The sequence below is a fragment of the Streptomyces sp. NPDC001549 genome, from assembly GCF_042894025.1.
GTDB classification, from domain to species: domain Bacteria; phylum Actinomycetota; class Actinomycetes; order Streptomycetales; family Streptomycetaceae; genus Streptomyces; species Streptomyces kutzneri.
In genome coordinates this window covers 237,421-255,386 of the sequence record NZ_JBIAVJ010000010.1, presented here as the reverse complement: position 1 = coordinate 255,386, position 17,966 = coordinate 237,421, and the positions used below count along the sequence as shown (strand labels likewise).

The 17,966-nt window shown below is 71.9% G+C and carries 14 protein-coding genes; 8 read left to right on the top strand and 6 right to left on the bottom strand.

Annotated elements, in window-relative coordinates; translation table 11 throughout:
- Positions 1 to 91: 91 nt before the first annotated feature.
- Positions 92 to 526, bottom strand: a complete 435-nt coding sequence (locus ACFY04_RS19290) for a hypothetical protein (protein WP_389118144.1) — start codon at positions 524 to 526, stop codon at positions 92 to 94.
- A gap of 10 nt (positions 527 to 536) precedes the next feature.
- On the opposite strand from ACFY04_RS19290, the gene ACFY04_RS19285 reads away from it, so the two are divergent.
- From ACFY04_RS19285 to ACFY04_RS19265, 5 genes are all read left to right on the top strand, one after another.
- Positions 537 to 1,073, top strand: a complete 537-nt coding sequence (locus ACFY04_RS19285; RefSeq protein ID WP_389118143.1) for a hypothetical protein — start codon at positions 537 to 539, stop codon at positions 1,071 to 1,073.
- Positions 1,070 to 2,098, top strand: coding sequence for a UbiA family prenyltransferase (locus ACFY04_RS19280; protein WP_389118141.1), 1,029 nt, complete (start codon positions 1,070 to 1,072; stop codon positions 2,096 to 2,098). Before ACFY04_RS19285 ends, ACFY04_RS19280 begins: the two co-directional genes overlap by 4 nt.
- Positions 2,098 to 3,030, top strand: coding sequence for a hypothetical protein (locus ACFY04_RS19275; protein WP_389118140.1), 933 nt, complete (start codon positions 2,098 to 2,100; stop codon positions 3,028 to 3,030). The genes ACFY04_RS19280 and ACFY04_RS19275 overlap by 1 nt, the downstream gene beginning before the upstream one ends.
- Positions 3,014 to 3,706, top strand: a complete 693-nt coding sequence (locus ACFY04_RS19270) for a hypothetical protein (protein ID WP_389118138.1) — start codon at positions 3,014 to 3,016, stop codon at positions 3,704 to 3,706. Before ACFY04_RS19275 ends, ACFY04_RS19270 begins: the two co-directional genes overlap by 17 nt.
- A gap of 101 nt (positions 3,707 to 3,807) precedes the next feature.
- A complete protein-coding gene (locus tag ACFY04_RS19265) occupies positions 3,808 to 4,776 on the top strand; it encodes a UbiA prenyltransferase family protein (RefSeq protein WP_389118136.1) in 969 nt (322 codons plus the stop codon).
- Between the two features lie 253 nt (positions 4,777 to 5,029).
- On the opposite strand, the gene ACFY04_RS19260 is transcribed toward ACFY04_RS19265, so the two are convergent.
- On the bottom strand, positions 5,030 to 5,407 hold the full coding sequence (locus ACFY04_RS19260) for an FKBP-type peptidyl-prolyl cis-trans isomerase (RefSeq protein ID WP_389118134.1): 378 nt from the start codon (positions 5,405 to 5,407) through the stop codon (positions 5,030 to 5,032).
- Positions 5,408 to 5,808: 401 nt separating this feature from the next.
- Here ACFY04_RS19260 and ACFY04_RS19255 point away from each other — a divergent pair, with 401 nt between their 5' ends.
- The 3 genes from ACFY04_RS19255 (at position 5,809) to ACFY04_RS19245 (ending at position 10,128) form a co-directional block, all read left to right on the top strand.
- Positions 5,809 to 7,194 carry a DUF5685 family protein gene (locus tag ACFY04_RS19255; RefSeq protein ID WP_389118132.1) on the top strand — a complete coding sequence of 462 codons (1,386 nt, stop codon included), beginning with the start codon at positions 5,809 to 5,811 and terminating at the stop codon, positions 7,192 to 7,194.
- A 512-nt stretch (positions 7,195 to 7,706) separates the two neighbouring features.
- Positions 7,707 to 9,215 (top strand): DHA2 family efflux MFS transporter permease subunit, encoded by a 1,509-nt coding sequence (locus tag ACFY04_RS19250; protein ID WP_389118130.1) that lies wholly within the window; start codon positions 7,707 to 7,709, stop codon positions 9,213 to 9,215.
- 412 nt (positions 9,216 to 9,627) lie between these two features.
- Positions 9,628 to 10,128 (top strand): hypothetical protein, encoded by a 501-nt coding sequence (locus tag ACFY04_RS19245; protein ID WP_389118129.1) that lies wholly within the window; start codon positions 9,628 to 9,630, stop codon positions 10,126 to 10,128.
- Between the two features lie 295 nt (positions 10,129 to 10,423).
- Here ACFY04_RS19245 and ACFY04_RS19240 read toward each other — a convergent pair whose 3' ends face one another.
- The 4 genes from ACFY04_RS19240 to ACFY04_RS19225 all read right to left on the bottom strand — a co-directional run bounded on the left by ACFY04_RS19240 (position 10,424) and on the right by ACFY04_RS19225 (position 17,961).
- A complete protein-coding gene (locus ACFY04_RS19240; RefSeq protein ID WP_389118128.1) occupies positions 10,424 to 11,947 on the bottom strand; it encodes an aldehyde dehydrogenase family protein in 1,524 nt (507 codons plus the stop codon).
- Between the two features lie 54 nt (positions 11,948 to 12,001).
- The gene (locus tag ACFY04_RS19235; protein WP_389118127.1) at positions 12,002 to 13,315 is read right to left on the bottom strand and encodes a GAF domain-containing protein; all 1,314 of its coding nucleotides are present in this window, start codon (positions 13,313 to 13,315) and stop codon (positions 12,002 to 12,004) included.
- A 206-nt stretch (positions 13,316 to 13,521) separates the two neighbouring features.
- Positions 13,522 to 14,781, bottom strand: a complete 1,260-nt coding sequence (locus ACFY04_RS19230) for an SWF or SNF family helicase (RefSeq protein WP_389118126.1) — start codon at positions 14,779 to 14,781, stop codon at positions 13,522 to 13,524.
- Positions 14,782 to 14,784: 3 nt separating this feature from the next.
- Positions 14,785 to 17,961 (bottom strand): DEAD/DEAH box helicase, encoded by a 3,177-nt coding sequence (locus ACFY04_RS19225; RefSeq protein ID WP_389118124.1) that lies wholly within the window; start codon positions 17,959 to 17,961, stop codon positions 14,785 to 14,787.
- Between the last annotated feature and the right edge of the window lie 5 nt (positions 17,962 to 17,966).

Below are 17,966 nucleotides of genomic sequence, written 5' to 3'. Positions count from 1 at the left end.
CTCGTCCGACAACGTCAACTCGGCCTTCGGCCGCCCCATCCCCGCCATAGACCAAGCCTACACATCTACACAGAATTCAAGACTCAGAAGACTAGCGGCTGGTGCACCGGCTGCCGGGGAGGGCGAGACGAGTGGTTCCCCGGACACGGACGAGGGCCTGCATGCCCCAGCGTGCCGGGACGGCGACGACGGCAGGCGGGACGAGCATGGCGCTGCGGCCGATCACCCGTGCGACATGGCCGAGTTCCCCCGGCGTCCCGTTGGCCGGTCGGTGGACCATCAGCGTCGGTAGCGTCCACAGAGGCGTCCGGCGTGTGTCCATGGAGTCCCGGGGACCCGCAGCGGGGTCCTCGGCGCCGGTGAACAGTTGAGCGTGGGGGCCGAGTGCGGAGGCGGCACGCCGCCCCACGGACGGCCTCCAGACCGGGTGCAGGGCGAGCACCCCTGCCGGCCGGACCACCCTGAGCAGCTCGGACACCAACTCCTCGACGTCCCGGACGTGCTGCGCGACGAAGCTCCCCAGCACGACGGAGAACGTGCGGTCGTCGGAAGGGCAGGGCCTGCCCGAGCGCAGCGACGGCTCGTTCTCCCGCGGGCGGCTCGTCGGAGTACGCGGGGTCGACTCGCACGACATCGAGCCGCGCGCGCCCGAAAGGGGAGTCACCGGCGCCGACGTCCAGAATCGGGCCTTCGCGAAGAAGGATTTCCGCACCGAACACGCGTTCATGGAATTCCATGGTTCCGCGTCCGGTTCTGATCGTTTTCCGGGAACGTGCGAGGTCTTTCCGGCGGGCGCCCTGTGTCATCGCGCGCTCCTCAGTCTTCCGCGATCCGAAGCTTTGGGTAAGGCTGGACACCTTTCCTTCACGCGGTCACACTGTATGAAGCTTCCGGCATGGGTGAAGGGGGACGGCGTGCATCAGGTGCGTTCTACGACAGCCGAAGATCGTGCATTGTTCGACGAACTCGTGGGATCGATCAGGCAGGACTGGCGTACGGAGGAGACGGCGGAAAGCACGCGAGAACGTCGGCGTCTCCTCGAACCGCGCGCCGGCGAAGGCGTCACTTGGTGAAAAGTGATTCCGGTCTGCGGCGATACAGCCGACTGACCCGGATCCACGCCGCGGGCGCGGCGGCATTCGTCTACCCCCTCGGAATTCTGGTGACCACGGGGGGAGACGCCTCCGTCGCCCTGCTGGTGACCGTATCGGCCCTTGGACTGCTCAGCCACACCTATGGATGCACGGTCAACGACCTCGCCGACTTGGAGTCCGACCGGCGGAATCCGGCGCGCCGCGCGAGCGTCCTGGTCAGTGGCGCCATCGGCGTCCGGGGCGCGCGCACGGCGCTGGTCGTCCAACTGGCCGCGGCAGTCGTGCTGACGGCCCTCGCCCAGGTCGTGGACGAGCCCCGATGGTCCTTCGCCGCCGGCACGACCGCACTGTTCGCCGCCATCACACTCTCCAACGTGTACCAGAAGCGCAGAGTCGCCCATCCACTCGCCATGGACGCCCTGTTCGGCGTGAACATGGGAGCCCCGGCCATCCTGTGCCTTGCTGTGGCTACCCCGGGGGATTCCACGGCCGCAGGGCTGGTCGCCGTTGTCTTCGGCCTCCACATGGTTCTGCTCAACGTCGTCGCCGGCAACCTCAAGGACCTTGAACACGACCGGGCGGTGGGCGACGACACGACCGCCCTCCGCTTGGGAGTACGGCTGACGGACGCGAGGCTGCTCGTACCCACGCCCTCATACCTGACTCTGCTCTGCCTCCTGATGACCGCGTCCGCCGCCTTCCTCCTCGCGCTGGTGCTGACCGCGCCGTCCCCGGCCGGGCAACGGGCGGCGGCAACGGTCGTGGTGTGCGCCCTCCAAGGCATGGCCGGACACTCGCTGTGGACGCTGGTACGCCAAGGTCGGCCCGTCGACCCGAAGGGCCGTGAGCTGTACCTCGGACTGAACTTCCTTGCGTTGATGGCGGCGTGCTTCCTGTGGGCACCCGTCGCGGTGACCGTCGTTGCCGCCCTCACCGTCGCATGGCTTCCGCTGACCCGCAGCCTGGTGACCCTTCCCTCCCACGAGCAGGAGCAGATCGCCTGATGCCTTCCCTGACCGAGGCACGATCCGCCGTGCCCTGGGAGACCGTCGTTGAGCGCGTCCGCATCGAGATCATCCGAACCGTACCGTCCCTCGATGCGACGGTCCGCGAGCTTCCTCGCAAGGTGTTCGGCCTCGAGTCCGGCTTCTTCTACATGCCGCTCGCCCAGGCCATGGAGTGGGGGGAGACGGACGGGAGCTGGCTGGAGGAGGTCGCCACGGTCTTCGGGCTGGGACACCTGTACTACGTCCTTCACGACCAACTCGTCGATTGTGGAGGGCTTTCCCCCAGGCAGGCAGTTCTCATGGACACCGCACTCAACCTCTACTTGACGTGCGGGGCACGGCTGGGCACCGACAGTGCGCACTTCCTGCTGTCCCACGGCGCGGGCACGGCTGCCTACGCCGAAGCCCTGCTGCGCGACATCGCGCACAACGAGCAGCCCGACCACGGCTACAGCGCCGACGACGTGTTCCGCCTGGGCGAGAAAGCCGCCCCCGGGCTCCTGGCTCTGGTCGTCGCGGCGAGTCGGTGTCGCCGGACCGCCTACATCACCGACCTGTCGCGGGCGGTCACCGACCTGTGCTCCGGGCTCCAACTGCTCGACGACCTGCAGGACCTGCGAGAGGACTGGCAGCACCACAACGTCACCCTCCCCGCCTCTCTCGCCATCGGCGCCTTGGGCCCCACCGACCCCCTGCTCTCGCCCTTCGCCTCGTACACGGCGGACGACGCCCTCGACGCGCTGTACCTGAGCGGCGGGGCGGCAGCGGTGCTGCGACTCGCGCTGCGCTGTCTGGAGCGTGCCCGTGCCTCGCTCTCCCGGGCCGACGCCGGCGTCGTCCTGGGTATGGTCAATACGTGGGCGGAGCGGGCCGCAGAACAGCTTGCCAGAGCAGAGAAAGGACCGGGCGCCCATGCTGATCTGGGGTGACCACGTCGAGCCGCCCTTGCGCACCCGGCTACTCGGCCATTCCTACGGCATCTACTACACCGTCTGCATAGGGCTTTTCCGCCCGACCGTACGGGCGCCGCGGGAAGCATTGCCCGGCGATCCGATTCTGTATTACACACCGCATTCGGATCTGATCCCGGGGGTTTTCGCGGCTCGGGCATTTCGTCATTTCGCGTGGGTGAATGACAACACCCTCGGGGGATACGCAGCTGCGCTGCCCGCCCTGGCATCAGGACTGGACGTCTTTCGCATCGGTCGTGGAGGACGCCGCACTCCCTACGAACAGCTCCGGGATTTCCTCAAGGAGCGAACGGGGCCGGTGGGGATCTTCACGGACGGCGGGCGCCGCGACGGCAGGGTGCGGACTTCGCTGGTGGCGCTCGCCCAGGACACGGGCAGGGCCGTCGCCCCGCTGCGGATACGAGCGGACCGGGCCTGGGAGTTCCAGGGGCAGTTGGTGCCGCGCCCGCTCAGTACGGTCCGGGTTGTCCGGGGGACGCCTATCGCCGCTTCCGTGCTCACTGCGGCCGGGGCCGAACAGGCCAGGGACATGCTTCAGAAGTCGCTGGACGCGCTCGACGACGCGCCGACCCCGACCACAGTGCCGGGCGGGCGGGACACGCGGGGTGACCAGGGCGCGTGGGACGCCTCGTGAGCGGCGCGGGGCCGCCGCCTGAACCCGCCATGGCGGCCGCGGCCGCTTCAGGCCGTGGCAGGTTGCGGATCGCCGGATGGCTGTGGGACTACACAGGCTTGGTGAGGCTGGAGTGCCTGCCGCTGCTGTCCGCGCCCTTCCTGCTGGGCGCCGCGGTATCCCCCACCGGGTCGTCGGTGACGGCGTACGCCTGGTTCGGGGCGGGTCTCGCCCTGCACGGTCTCAGCTGTGTCAGCAACGATGTTGCCGACAGGGAACTCGATGCCCGCGACCCCAGACGCGCGAACCGGCCCCTGACATCGGGACGCGTACCGGTCCGGCACGCCGTCGCCCTGTCCCTTCTGCTGGGGGTGATCTTCGCCCTCGCCGTCCTCGCCCTGCCCAGCGAGCACCCCGCGCTCCTCTGGGGCTCACTCGCCCTCACCATCTGGGGCAACATCCGGCAGAAGCGCTCGTCCGTTCCCACCCCGGTGTCCGACCTGCTGTGGGGCATGAGTGTCGCCGCGCCGCTGCTCGCGTTCACGCCCGCTCCGACGGTCGCCCATGTGGCCACCACGGCGGCCCTCGCTCTGGTGGTCACCGCGTTCGACGTGGCGGGGGGAGACGTCAAGGACTTGGACACCGACCTGCGCGGCGGTCTGCGAACGTCCGGGATCGTCCTGGGCCTGCGCCCCACCCCGTATGGGATCACCACCTCCGCCGCCTTCCGGTTGACGATGACGGCCGGCTACGCAGCGGTAGGGACGCTGTGTATGACGGCGCTGATCGCCGCCTCGGCAGGGTTCCCGCTGCTCCTGGCCGCGCTCGCGGCCCTCCTTGCAGGAACCCTGCCCCTGGCACGCCACACGGTCGCGCGAGTCCTCGCGCCCGGCGGACGCAGCGTCCTGTTTCTCCTCGGCCCCTTCGCCGCGCTGCTCTGCGCGACCGCGGCACTGGCACCGCACGCCGCCCAGGTCGCGGAGGCCACAGGAGTCGTGGTCGGCGTCACGGCTGCCGCCGCCCTCGGCCGCCGGGCCGTGGCACCCGGCGCGGGCTGGCCGCCCCCTGACGGTGCCCCAGGCCCTGAATGACTCAAGTGCTGTGTCCGGCAAGGTTCACCGGGTTGCGACGCCCGGCACGGCACCTTGCTGCGTTGCCGGACCGCGCACGTACGTCCCCAGTGCTCCAGCATCATCGTGTGGGTCTCGCGTCCGCCGCCCGACTGCTTGTATCCGCCGGAGGTGACGTGCGCAGAGTTCGGCAGAACTCCGGAACCATGGAGGGGGGGCAAGGGCCTGCCCGGCCTTCGTTCCGGCAGAGAGGCCGGGGAGAATCCGGCCTTTCTCAGACTACGGAGAGCAGGTCCACCACGAAGACGAGCGTGGAACCCGCCGGGATCAACGGCGAGGGGGACTGGTTGCCGTAGCCGAGGCGCGGGGGGACGATGATCTCGCGCCGACCGCCGACCTTCATCCCCCTGATTCCCCGGTCCCAGCCCTTGATGACTCTGCCACCACCCACGGCGAACTTGAACGGCTGGCCCCGGTCCCAGGAGGCGTCGAACTCCATTCCGGACTCGAAGGTGACCCCGACGTAGTGAACCCGGACCACCCTGCCCGGCTTCGCCTCAGGCCCGTCCCCGACGACGAGGTCCCGGATGGTCAGCTCCTGGGGAGCATCACCCCCCGGAAGTTCGATCTCGGGCTTCGTCAGTTCACTCATCGCAGCCTCATTGCTCTCCGCCGGAATCCTCGTACAGACCAGCCCGGCGCATGGTCACTCCATGCCGTAGATGATCACGCTACCGAGAACGCTGATCGACCGAAGTACATCAAACCCCACGGAGCGCGGCGCGGAGTGACTGGGCATGCCACGTCTTCGTCGTCGATCGCGTCCGGAAGGCTGTTGCAAGGGCGTTCCTGGTCGTTCGTCACGCAACGACCTCGGACGCTGTCGTACTCGACTCCGCAGACCCCCTCGGAAGAGGCCGTCTAAAATGTCGGCCGCGCGTTGATGTCACATGCGGTTGACGTCACGCAGGGTCATGCTCATGTGCAGTCTTGCGTCCGTGAGCCGTCCGACCGGATGCGTCCGGGTAGCTGTTCCTACGGGGGAGAACTTCGGTGTTCGGAATCATCAGGCCATGCCGTCATCGCCTGGGCGAGGGCTTGCGTACCGAGTGGATGGCGCATCTGTGCGGGCTGTGCCTGGCTTTGCGCAGCGAGTACGGGCAGTTCGCGAGGGTGGCCACCAACTACGATGGCCTGATCGTTTCGGTGCTGACCGAAGCGCAGTCGGAGCGTACCGGGGACGGGCGGCGGGGTGCCGGTCCGTGCCCGCTGCGCGGGATGCGGTCGGCGGACGTGGCACAGGGTGAGGGTGCGCGGCTGGCGGCGACGGTGTCGCTGGTGCTGGCCGCGGCGAAGATGCGTGACCATGTGGCCGATGGCGACGGCTTGGTGGGGCGCCGCCCGGTGGCGCTGGCGGCGCGCCGGATCGCCCACAACTGGGACCGTGCGGGCGTCGCAGGCGGCGAACGACTCGGCTTCGACACCGCGCTGCTGCTCGGGGCGGTCGAGCGCCAGCCGGACGTCGAGCGGTCGACCGGCCCCGGTGGCTCGCTGCTGACGGTCACGGAGCCCGCGGAGACGGCGACCGCAGCCGCCTTCGCGTACACCGCAGTGCTCACGGACCGCCCGGGCAACGCCGAACCGCTGGCGGAAGCCGGCCGCCTGTTCGGCCGGCTGGCGCATCTGCTGGACGCGGTGGAGGACCTGGACGCGGACGAGGCGTCCGGCGCGTGGAACCCCATCGCCGTGACCGGCGCGGACCACGCCGAGGTGCGCCGGCTCTGCGACGACGCCGTCCGTGGAATCCGACTCGCCCTGTCCGACGCCGTATTCGTCGACGCGCGGCTGGTGCGGGCGCTTCTGGGCGGCGAGTTGGAGCGTGCCGTCGATCGAGTCTTCGACCCTCGGCATCGTCACCATCAGCACCGCCGCCAGGTGCGGGGCCGGCGCATGCTGCCCTGGCTGGGACGCCGTGCGGAGACGGAAACGCCCTCGGGGACCGGCACGGGCACGGCCTGCGGCGTAGGGGAGCTTGCGGGCGCGGTCCCGGAGGGTGGGGTGATGGCGTCGGGCCGGCCGTCGGAGGGGCAGTGTCGGCGGTGTCGCGAGTGGGGCCGGTTGTGCGGCGATTGCAGGTTGTGTTCCACATGCTGCCGCTGCAACGGAGACGACGGCCAGGATGAGGGAGAGCCCCTGCAGTTCGGCGACGGCAACCGCAACGGCGGCTCGAGCCGGGATGGTTCCGGCAGGGATGGCTCCGGGAGCGACGGCTGGTTCGGCGGCCAGGGCGGCGGCAACCCGGGTGGGTCCTCCGGCGGTTCGGGCGGCGGTCATGGGTCCAGTGGCTCTGGTGGTTCCGGCGGAGGCTCGGGTGACGGCTGCTGCGGTGGCGGTGGTTGCTGTAATCCGTGCAAGTGCTGCTGCGACTGCTGCGACTGAACGACGGATGAGCCTGGTTCCCCGCCCGGCGGGGAACCGGGTGCCGGACTCTCGTCGCTGTGCGTCGACGACGGCGTACGCCACCGGGAGGCGTCGACGTGTACAGGGCCCGGCCGTGGAGCGTGTGCCACCGGCGCGTTCGGGGACGCCTATCGCCGAGCTCGGCGGTGATCAAAAGCTTCGGGCCTGCGAGGGAGCGCATGCAGATCTTCCAGCGGCTTTCGAGGGCGGCCTTGTGGCACGTGGCCGCGAGTGCTGCGGCGGGGGCCGCATGGGGGGAGGCGGCGCGGCGGAAGACCCCGGTCCAGGCGCCCGGAAGGAGGGGTGCACTTGCTGCCAGTCGTGCTGGAGCTCGGCGCCGGCCTGCTCCAGAAGCCATGTCCTGGCCGTTCCGGGACGGCAAAATGGTTTGAGCCCGGGCGGCGGCACCGACAGGATCGGGGAACACCGATGAGTTCTTCCCGGCGCCGCGGTCTGTCAGTGTGACCTACTCACGTGCGGAGGACGCTCACATGACGGAAGGCACCATGCCCGCGCCACACGCAACGCCCACCCTCTCGCCCGCCCGCGTCACCGCCGTGCTGCGGATTCTCGTGCTGTCCACGTTCGTCGTCCTCCTCAACGAGACGATCATGGTCAACGCGATCCCGCGGCTCATGCGCGATTTCGAGGTCACCGCGGCAGCCGCAGGGTGGCTGTCCACGGCCTTCATGCTCACCATGGCTGTCGTCATCCCGGTGACGGGGTGGTTCCTCCAGCGCGTGACGACCCGAACCGCCTTCGGCCTCGCCATGGCACTGTTCCTCGCCGGCACGGCTCTGGCCGCGGCCGCGCCCGCCTTCCCCGTACTGCTGGCCGCCCGCGTCATCCAGGCCAGCGGCACCGCCGTCATGATGCCGCTGCTCATGACGACGTTGATGACCCTCGTGCCCCCGCACGACCGCGGCCGTGTCATGGGCAACATCACCCTCGTCATCTCCGTCGCACCCGCCCTCGGCCCCGCCGTCTCCGGTGTGCTGCTGCAGCTGGGTTCATGGCGCCTGCTGTTCTTGGCCGTGCTTCCCATCGCCGGATCCATGGCCATATTCGGTCGGCGCAAACTGGTCAACATCGGCGAGCCGCAGGCCGGTCCGATCGACTGGTTGTCCGTCCCCCTGGCGGCAGCGGGCTTCGGCGCCCTGGTCTACGGCCTGAGCGGGCTCGGTGCCGGGAACGCGGCCCAGGCCCCCGTGCCCCCGGCGGCCACGACCCTGGTCGGCGCCGTACTGGTAGGCCTGTTCGTATGGCGACAGCTGGCACTGCAGCGCTCGTCCGCACCGCTGCTGGACCTGCGCGCCCTGACGTTTCGTCACTTCTCCGTGGCACTCGGCCTGATGTGCCTGTCCTTCATGGCCCTCATGGGTGCGTTCATCCTGCTGCCGATCTATCTGCAGGAGGTGTGCGGCCTGACCTCACTGCAGACCGGGCTGCTCCTCATCCCCGGCGGCGTGACCATGGGCCTGCTCGGACCACAGGTCGGCAAGCTCTACGACCGAGTCGGCGCACCACGCCTGGTCGTACCCGGAGCCGTACTCACAGCGCTTTGCCTCGCGCTGTTCGCCCTCACGGGCGAACAGACCTCGCCGTGGCTGGTGCTCGCCCTTCACGTGGCCCTGAGTGCGGGCATGGCGTTCATCTTCACCCCCGTCTTCACCTCCGGCCTGTCCGTACTGCCGCCGCACCTCTACCCCCACGGCTCCGCCATCCTGGGCTCGCTCCAACAGGTCGCGGCCGCCGCCGGCACCGCCCTGGTCATCAGTGTCATGTCGGGACAGGCCGCCACGGCAGCAGCCGAGGGCGCTGGCACCACCGGCGCCCTCGCCACGGGCATCCGGTGGGGATTCGGCATCGGTGCCATGGTCGGCGCCCTGGCCGTGCTGGCCGCGTTGCTGATCCGCACCCCGCCCGCTCCGCAACAGCCTGCTGTGCCGGAGGCTCAGGACGAAGACGGCGCCGCGACGAACAAAACCGCCCACACATGAGGAATGCCTCGACGCGCAGCTGTACTGGCTGGGGGCGGGGTGCGGCGGCAGAGCCGGTGCTGCGGCGCCTGCTGCCGCCGGCCCACCCCAGCCTGGAGCCCAGGGCCTGTCTGCAGTGCTGCCATCTCCCCTCGAGCGTACGAGCGCAGGTCATGTGAGTACGCGTACTCACTCCGAGACCGGTAACCGCACCCATCCGCCGCGCATCCCGCTCGCATAGCGTCCTCGCATGCCCGACAAAACCGTGCCAAGCGCCGCCACCCCTGACTCGAGCCGGCCCAGGGCCTCCTCTTGCCTCCTCGGCACCCTGGGATGTGGTGGCGCGGCGCTCCTCGGCGTACTCGTTCTGGTCGTCACGCTCGCATGGGGCTCATGGGGGTCGACGGACTTCCGTCGCGTCGCACCCGAGGAGATGGCGAACCGCGCCCTCCAGCGTTCCCAGAAGGCCTACGAGGTCATGGGATTCAAGCGCACCATAGAACCCGGAGTCGAGGACATCGGCGTCAGCACGGAGAACACGTTCGGCTCCAGTTTCTGCTACGACGGGGGACTGCTGGGGCTGGAGGACACGACCGTCGACGGCGCCTACTCGATGAGCCACAACTGGGCACTGGACCACGTGCCGGCGAGCCAGGCGGTCCCCGGCCTCCGCCGGCTGCACCAGTTCTTCAAGGACAATGGCTGGAAGGTCACGTCCTACCGCGAGGGCGGGCAGGGCAGGGACTGGGAGTTGTTCGTCCAGCGGGCCGGCGGCGACGAGCGGATGTCCTTCACCTGGTACCCGGACCGGGAGTACTTCACCGGCGGCGCCAGCGTGCCCTGCGCCTACGACCCGGAGTGGAAGAACGGCGACGTCGGCCCTGCCGGGGACGACCAGAGGCCACCCGCCTTCGGGCCCGCACAGCGGGACTAGCGGGCGGCCCGCCGCCGGGTCACAGAACGTGCCACTGGAGGCGTTACTTCTCCACGTACGGATGTGTGAACACGCGGGACGGTAATCCGGCAAGAGGAGCCGCCGTTTCGCGGGTTCCTGGAGATTCCGGATGTTCGGGCCGCGCCCGTTCCTGCGACATCGGCGGCACCACCGCCCGCAAGGGCAGGCACGGGCCGCCCGGCTCCCGTCCTCACCGGCGACGTGCTTTACGCCGTCCTGCGCCACCGCGCCGACAAACCCCGCTCTGCCACGTCAGGCGACATGCTCGCCATCTTTAGAAGAAGCCGAGCTTCTTGGGGGAGTACGACACCAGCATGTTCTTCGTCTGCTGGTAGTGCTCCAGCATCATCTTGTGGGTCTCGCGGCCGATGCCCGACTGCTTGTATCCGCCGAAGGCGGCGTGGGCCGGGTAGGCGTGGTAGCAGTTCGTCCAGACGCGGCCCGCCTGGATCGCGCGGCCCGCGCGGTAGGCGGTGTTGATGTCCCGGGTCCAGACACCCGCGCCCAGGCCGTACGCCGTGTCGTTCGCGATCCGTACGGCGTCGTCGAAGTCCTGGAAGGACGTCACCGACACCACCGGCCCGAAGATCTCCTCCTGGAAGATCCGCATGCGGTTGTCGCCCTCGAAGATGGTCGGCTGGACGTAGAAGCCGCCCGCGAGATCGCCTTCCAGTTGCCGGCGCTCGCCGCCCGTCAGGATCTTCGCGCCCTCCCGCTGGCCGATCTCCACGTACGACAGGACCTTCTTCAGCTGCTCCTCCGAGGCCTGCGCCCCGATCATCGTGTCCGTGTCCAGCGGGTGCCCCGGCACGATCAGTTCGGTGCGGGCCACGGCCGCGTCGAGGAAGTCCCCGTACCGGCCCCGCTCGATCAGCGCGCGCGACGGGCTCGTGCACACCTCGCCCTGGTTGAGGGCGAACATGGTGAAGCCCTCCAGGGCCTTGTCGCGCAGGTCGTCGTCCGTCGACCAGATGTCGTCGAAGAAGAGGTTCGGGCTCTTGCCGCCGAGTTCCAGGGTGACCGGCTTCAGGTGCTCGGCCGCGTACTGCATGATCAGCCGGCCGGTGGCGGTCTCCCCGGTGAAGGCGATCTTCGCCACCCGAGGACTGGACGCGAGCGGCTTGCCCGCCTCCTCCCCGAAGCCGTTGACGATGTTGACCACGCCCGGCGGCAGCAGGTCCGCCACCAGGCTCAGCCAGTAGTGCACCGACACCGGCGTCTGCTCGGCCGGCTTCAGCACCACCGTGTTCCCGGCCGCCAGCGCCGGGGCCAGCTTCCACACCGCCATCAGGATCGGGAAGTTCCACGGGATGATCTGCCCGACCACGCCCAGCGGTTCGTGGAAGTGGTAGGCGACGGTGTCGTCGTCGAGCTGGCTCAGCGCGCCCTCCTGCGCGCGCAGCGCTCCCGCGAAGTACCGGAACTGGTCGACGGCCAGGGGCAGGTCGGCCGCCAGGGTCTCCCGCACCGGCTTGCCGTTCTCCCAGGTCTCCGCGACCGCGAGGGCCTCCAGGTTCTGTTCCATCCGGTCCGCGATGCGCAGCAGGATCGACGACCGCTCGGTGACCGAGGTACGCCCCCACGCGGGCGCCGCCGCGTGGGCCGCGTCCAGCGCCCGCTCCACGTCCTCGGCCGTGCCCCGGGCGACCTCCGTGAAGACCTTGCCGTTGACCGGGGAGGGGTTCTCGAAGTACCGGCCGCGGGCGGGCGGAGCGTACTCGCCGCCGATGAAGTGGTCGTAGCGGGACGCGTACGACATGAGCGCCCCCTCGGTACCGGGCGCAGCGTAGCGGGCCATGGTGTCCTCTCCTTGCCGGGCGCCGGCCGCCGTCGGACAGCGCTCGGGTGGAGGCTAGGAGCGGGCAGGTTGCGGATACGTTGCACGCCGCCGTCCACCGGGGTCCGGGCCCGGGCGCGCGCCGAGCTCCCGGTCGAGGGCGTGTACGCGGGCCAGCGCGGCCGGCCTGCGCTCCGGCGGCAGCGCCGCCGCCAGCGCCCGCCACGCCTCCGGGTCGTCCGCACCCCACGGGCCGCACACCCAGTCGGTCAGCAGCCCGGCATCCGCCCGCGCGATCACGGCCGCCCGCGCCTGGTCCTCGATCCGGCGCCGCAGCCGGACGATGCCGGGCGCGGTGGAGGCCGGGAGCAGGGGGCCGGGGTAGTGGTGGAGGGCCGCGGACACCGCCCCGGCGGCCAACTGCCGCGTCAGGGCGGTGAAATCCGCGTTCAGTGGACCGGCCGTGCGATACGGGCGCGAAAGCGGCGCCGACGGCCCCAGCAGGGCGCGCAGCCGGGAGATCTCGGCGCGTAATGTCACCGGTGACACCGACTCGTCCTCGTACAGGGCGATCGCCAGCTCCTCACCCGACAAGCCCTCGGGATGGTGCGCGAGCAGCGCCATGATCTCGCTGTGCCGCCGCCCCAGCCGGAGCCTGCGGCCGGCGGTGACCAGCACCGCCTCGTCCTGGCCGAGGGCGGCGAGGGTGTCCCGGGCGGCCGGTGGATCCGGTTCGAGCAGGGTCAGCTGGGCTTCCGCAGCCCGGGCCACCGCCTGCACGAAGCCGAGGGAGTGCGGGTGGGCCAGGCCGTCGCCCCCGGTGATGTCCACGGCGCCCAGCAGCCTGCCGGTCCGGGGATCGCGCACCGGGGCCGCCGCACAGGTCCACGGGTGCACCCGGCGGCTGAAGTGTTCGGCCCCGAAGACCTGCACGGGCTCGCCCGTCGCGACCGCCGTCCCGGGCGCGTTGGTCCCCATCGCCGACTCCGCCCAACGCGCACCGGGGACGAAGCCGAGGCCCTCGGCCCTCCGCAGGGTGCCCGGTTCGCCCTCCACCCACAGCAGGCTGCCCCGTGCGTCGCACACCGCCAGCAGATGAGCCCCGTGCGCGGCGAACGCCCCCACGAGATCCCGGAACAGCGGCATCACCCGGGCCAGCGGATGCTCCTCGCGGTACGAGCGCAGCTCCGCCTCCGCGAGCTCCACCCGGGGTGCGCACTCCGGGCTGAGCCGGGCCCGCGCGCACCGCCGCCAGGACCGCGCGATGACCGCCCGGACCGGGTCCTCGACCCGCCCGTCCCGGGTGAACGCGGCATGGGCCCGCCGTAGTTCGCGCGTGCGCGCGGCCGGATCGGCCCCGCCCGGCAGCGCCACCGACGGATCGCCCATGTCACCCTCCCGTGGTGCCGCGGTACGGAGCTGCGGAGCGACGGAGCCACCGAGCTGCGGAGTTACGGAGCTGCGGAGTTACGGAGTTACCGAGCTGCGGAGTCACCGAGCTGCGGAGCGTCCCCATCGTCGTCCCGGTACCGGGTCCCGGCAAGCCATACGTCGGCCAGGACGCCGGCGGTACGCGGCCCGCGCGGGCCGAAACCTCACGGGGCGGGATCGGCCTCCAGCGCCGAGCCCGGGTCCGGCGCAGACGGCCCCGACGGGATCCACCGGCCCGCCTCGCGGTGGTACGGCCACCAGCGCCCCTCCCGGCCCAGCCGGAGCTGGCGGCCGGTGTTCGCCTCCGTCCAGCGGGCGCGGACCCGGCGGAGCACCGGCGCCTCCCCGTCCGCCCACGCCGCGGCCAGGGCCGTCCGGGCACGGGCCAGGGTGCTCCGGTCCGGCGTCCAGTCGTCCTCCAGCGCCGCGAGGCCCGGAGCCGCGCCGAAGCCCCAGGCGCGTACGGCCAGTTCCATGTCGGCCCGGCTGCGTCCGGTAGCCGCCGCCAGACGGGAGCGGACCCGGAAGTCATGGGCCTCGGCTGTGAGTCGTACGGCGTCTTCGGCGCGCGTGAGCGGGGCCGCCGGGGCGCGGTCGGCGTGTCCCGGAGCCAGCGCCTCCGCGAGCCGCCGGTGGGCCTCGGCCGCGGCCGCCTGTGCCAGGAACTCCACCGCGTCCACGTCGAGATGTGGTTCCGGTTCGACCTCGGTGTCCAGCGTCGGCGGCTGGCCCGGCGCCTGTGGCAGCCCCGGCACCGGGGGCAGGGCAGGAAGGACGGCGCCCGCCGCGAAGACCTCCGCCGCCGGGACCCCCTCGTCGTCGGGCGTTCGCGGAGCATCTCCTGCTGCTTCCGCCGTGCTCCGCTGCGCCAGCTCGTCCACCAGCCGGCGCTCGCCCCGGCCCCGCAGGAGCAGCAGCACGAAGGGGTCCTGGTCCAGCAGCCGGGCCACCTGGTAGCAGAGCGCGGCCGTGTGCGGGCAGTGGTCCCATTCGCCGCAGTCGCAGCGCGGATCGAGGTCCCCGACGCCCGGCAGCAGCTCCACCCCGGCCGCGGCCGCGTCCTCGGCGAGCTCCGGCGGCACCTCCCGGTCGAGCAGCGCCGCGATGTGCCCGGCCTCCGCGGCGGCCAGATCCAGCAGGCGGTCCCATTCCGCTTCCGTGAACTCCTGCACCAGCACGTCCGTCCGGTGCGCCGTCCCGTCCGGATCGCGCACCACCGCGGTGAGCCCGCCGGGGCGTACCGACACCGCGCCGAGCGCGCCCGAGCGCGCGTACCGGCGACCCTGCTTGACCTGCGTCCCGTCGAGCGCGCTGCCCTCCAGGGCGCGCAGCCAGGCATGGCCCCACCAGGTGTGGGCGAAGCCGCGGCCGCGGGTGGGCGCCACGGCCGGGAAGGTCTTCTCGTACGGGTCTCGGGCGTTCATCGCTCACTCCTCGCGCGCGGTCGGGCGCAGCGCCACGAGTTCGGCCAGTTCGGCATCGGTCAGTTCGGTCAGCGCGCCCTCGCCGCCCGCGAGGACGGCGTCGGCTAGGGCGCGTTTGCGGGCCAGGAGCTGTGCGATCCGGTCCTCGACGGTGCCCTCGGCGATGATCCGGTGGACCTGTACGGGCTGGGTCTGGCCGATGCGGTAGGCGCGGTCGGTGGCCTGTTCCTCGACGGCCGGGTTCCACCAGCGGTCGAAGTGGATGACGTGCCCGGCCCGGGTGAGGTTCAGCCCGGTGCCCGCCGCCTTCAGGGACAGCAGGAAGACGGGGACCTCGCCCGCCTGGAAACGGTCGACGAGCTCCTCACGGCGCGGCACCGGCGTCCCGCCGTGCAGCAGCTGCGAGCTGATCCCGCGGGCCTGCAGGTGCTTCTCCAGGATCCTGGCCATCGCCACGTACTGGGTGAAGACGAGGACCGAGCCACCCTCGGCCAGGATCGTGTCGAGGAGTTCGTCGAGCAGCTCCAGCTTTCCGGAGCGGGCGCCACCGCCACCGCCACCGCCGCTGGCATCGCCACCGGCCTCCTTGGCGCCATGTTCCGCCGGGCCGTGCTCCCGCAGGTAGTGGGCCGGGTGGTTGCAGATCTGCTTGAGGGAGGTCAGCAGCTTGACCACCAGACCGCGCCGCTCCATCCCGTCCGCCTCCGAGATCGCGGCGAGGGTCTCGCGTACGACCGCCTCGTAGAGCGAGGTCTGTTCGCGGCTGAGGACGACGGTGTGGTCGGTCTCGGTCTTGGGCGGCAGCTCGGGCGCGATGCCGGGGTCGGACTTCTTGCGGCGCAGCAGGAACGGCCGGACGAGCGCGGACAGCCGGGCGGCGGCCTGCGGGTCGCGGCCGCTCTCGACGGGGTCGGCGTAGCGGGACCGGAAGGTGCCGAGGCGGCCGAGGATCCCGGGCGTGGTCCAGTCGAGGATGGCCCACAGCTCGGCGAGGTCGTTCTCGACGGGGGTGCCGGTCAGGGCCACGCGGGCCGGTGCCGGGATGGTACGCAGGGCCTTGGCGGTGGAGGAACGCGGGTTCTTGACGTGCTGGGCCTCGTCCGCCACGACCATGCCCCAGCCGGTGGCGGCGAGTTCGGGCGCGTGCAGGCGCATGGTGCCGTAGGTGGTGAGGACGAATCCCCCCGTGTGCCCCGTCAGCCCGGCGAGCCCCGTGAGCCCCGTGAGCCCGGCGAGGCTGCGGCCCGGGCCGTGGAAGCGGCGTACGGGGGTGCCGGGGGCGAACTTCTCGATCTCCCGCTGCCAGTTGCCCAGCAGCGAGGCCGGGCACACCACCAGGGTGGGTCCGGCGGTGCCGGGATTCCCGGGCCGGTTGCGGTGCAGGTGGAGCGCGATGAGGGTGACGGTCTTGCCGAGGCCCATGTCGTCGGCGAGGCAGGCGCCGAGGCCGAGCGAGGTCATCCGGGCCAGCCAGCGCAGGCCGCGCAGCTGGTAGTCGCGCAGGGTGGCCCGCAGCTCCGGCGGCACGCCGGGGGCGTCGGCCGGGGCGTCGGCGGCCTCCTGCGGGTCGGTGGCGAGGCGCGCGCGCAGCCCTTCCAGCGGACCGGTGGCCTCTACGCCGACCCGCTTGCCGTCGATCTCCGCCGACCCGGTGAGTACGGCGGCCAGCGCGTCCGCGGCCGCGATCCTACGGTCCTGGCGGGCGCGGGCCCGGCGGGCCTCGGCGGGATCGACCAGGACCCACTGGTCGCGCAGCCGGACCAGGGGGCGCTTCGCCTCGGCGAGACGGTCGAGTTCGGCGCGGGTGAGATCGCCCTGGTCGCCGAGGGCGTGGCGCCAGCTGAAGGAGAGCAGGGCGCCGGGGGCGAGCAGACCGGAGGGGCGTGCGCTCGCGGTGGTGTCGCCGGGGGAGCCGAGGACGGCCCGGGCGCTCAGGTCCCGCCGGAGCCCGCGCGGCCAGTGCACCTGGACCCCGTCGGCGGCCAGGGCGGCTGCGGCTTCGCCGAGCAGCTCCGTGACCTCCTCGTCGGCGAGTTCGACCGCGTCCGGGACGGCCGCGCCCAGCAGCGGGGCGAGTGGGGGCCACAGCCGGGACGCGCGGCGCAGGGCGCGGAGGGCGTCCATCCGGGCGCCGGGAGGGAAGGCGGCCGCGGCCGGACCGGATCCGGCCCAGACGTCGGCGGCATCGGCGACGAGGGCGGCGTCGGCCAGGCTGTGCATCTGCAGGACGGCCCGGAAGGCGGGGGCGGCTTCGGGGTGCTCTTCCGCGGCCGGGTCGAGGACCCGGTCGAGCTCGATCCTCAGGGAGATCCGCACCCCGGCGTCATGGCCGGCGGCCACCTCGGCGGCCCATCCGCGCAGCTCGGGGTGGAGCTGCGGGGGTAGGTCGGCGTAGGCGGGGCCACCGGCGGCCGCGGGCGCGGCGGGGGAGCGGGGGAGGGTGTCGGCGACCGCGTCGAGGAAGGCCCGCAGCAGCGGCTCCGGCGCGGGCAGCCGGGGCGGCCCGTCGGCGTTCAGCGGCACGCAGTGGGCGGCGGGCGGCATGGCGGCGGCCAGTTCCCGGACCACGTCGAGGTCGGCGGCCTCCAGCGGCCCGATCCGCCAGGCGTCGTAGCCGGCGGGGCTCAGCCCGGGCAGGAGCTGCCCGCGGGCGGCGAAGCGCAGGGCGAGCAGCGTGGCGGCGCCCCAGAACGCCGTGGCGGAACTGCCGGTTCCGTCGGTCGGGTCGGCCGTCCCCGCCTGGGCTTCGGCGGTCCCGGCCTGGGCTGCGAGGGTCCCCGCTTCGGCTGCCGCGGTCCCGGCCTCGGCCGCGGCGGACCGGGCGCGGGTGAGCAGGGGCAGGGCTTCGTCCACGGACAGGACGCGTGCGACCACGGTGGCCCGGCGCAGGTCGGGGGTGATGACCGTGAGCTCCTCCGAGCTGCCGTCGCGGGACGAGGCGCCGGCACCAGCGCCGACACCAGCACCAGCACCAGCGCCGACACCAGCGCCGACACCTGCACCTGCACCTGCACCTGCACCGGCACCTGCACCTGCACCGGCACCGGTACCGGTACCGGCATGGGCGCCAGGCACCTGGCCGTCGGTCCGCCAGAGGGCGATCCGGCCGCCGCGGGCCGGGTCGGCGGGAAGGAACACGGCGGAGTGGTGGTGGATGAGGCCGGAGATCTCGGGGAGCACGCATT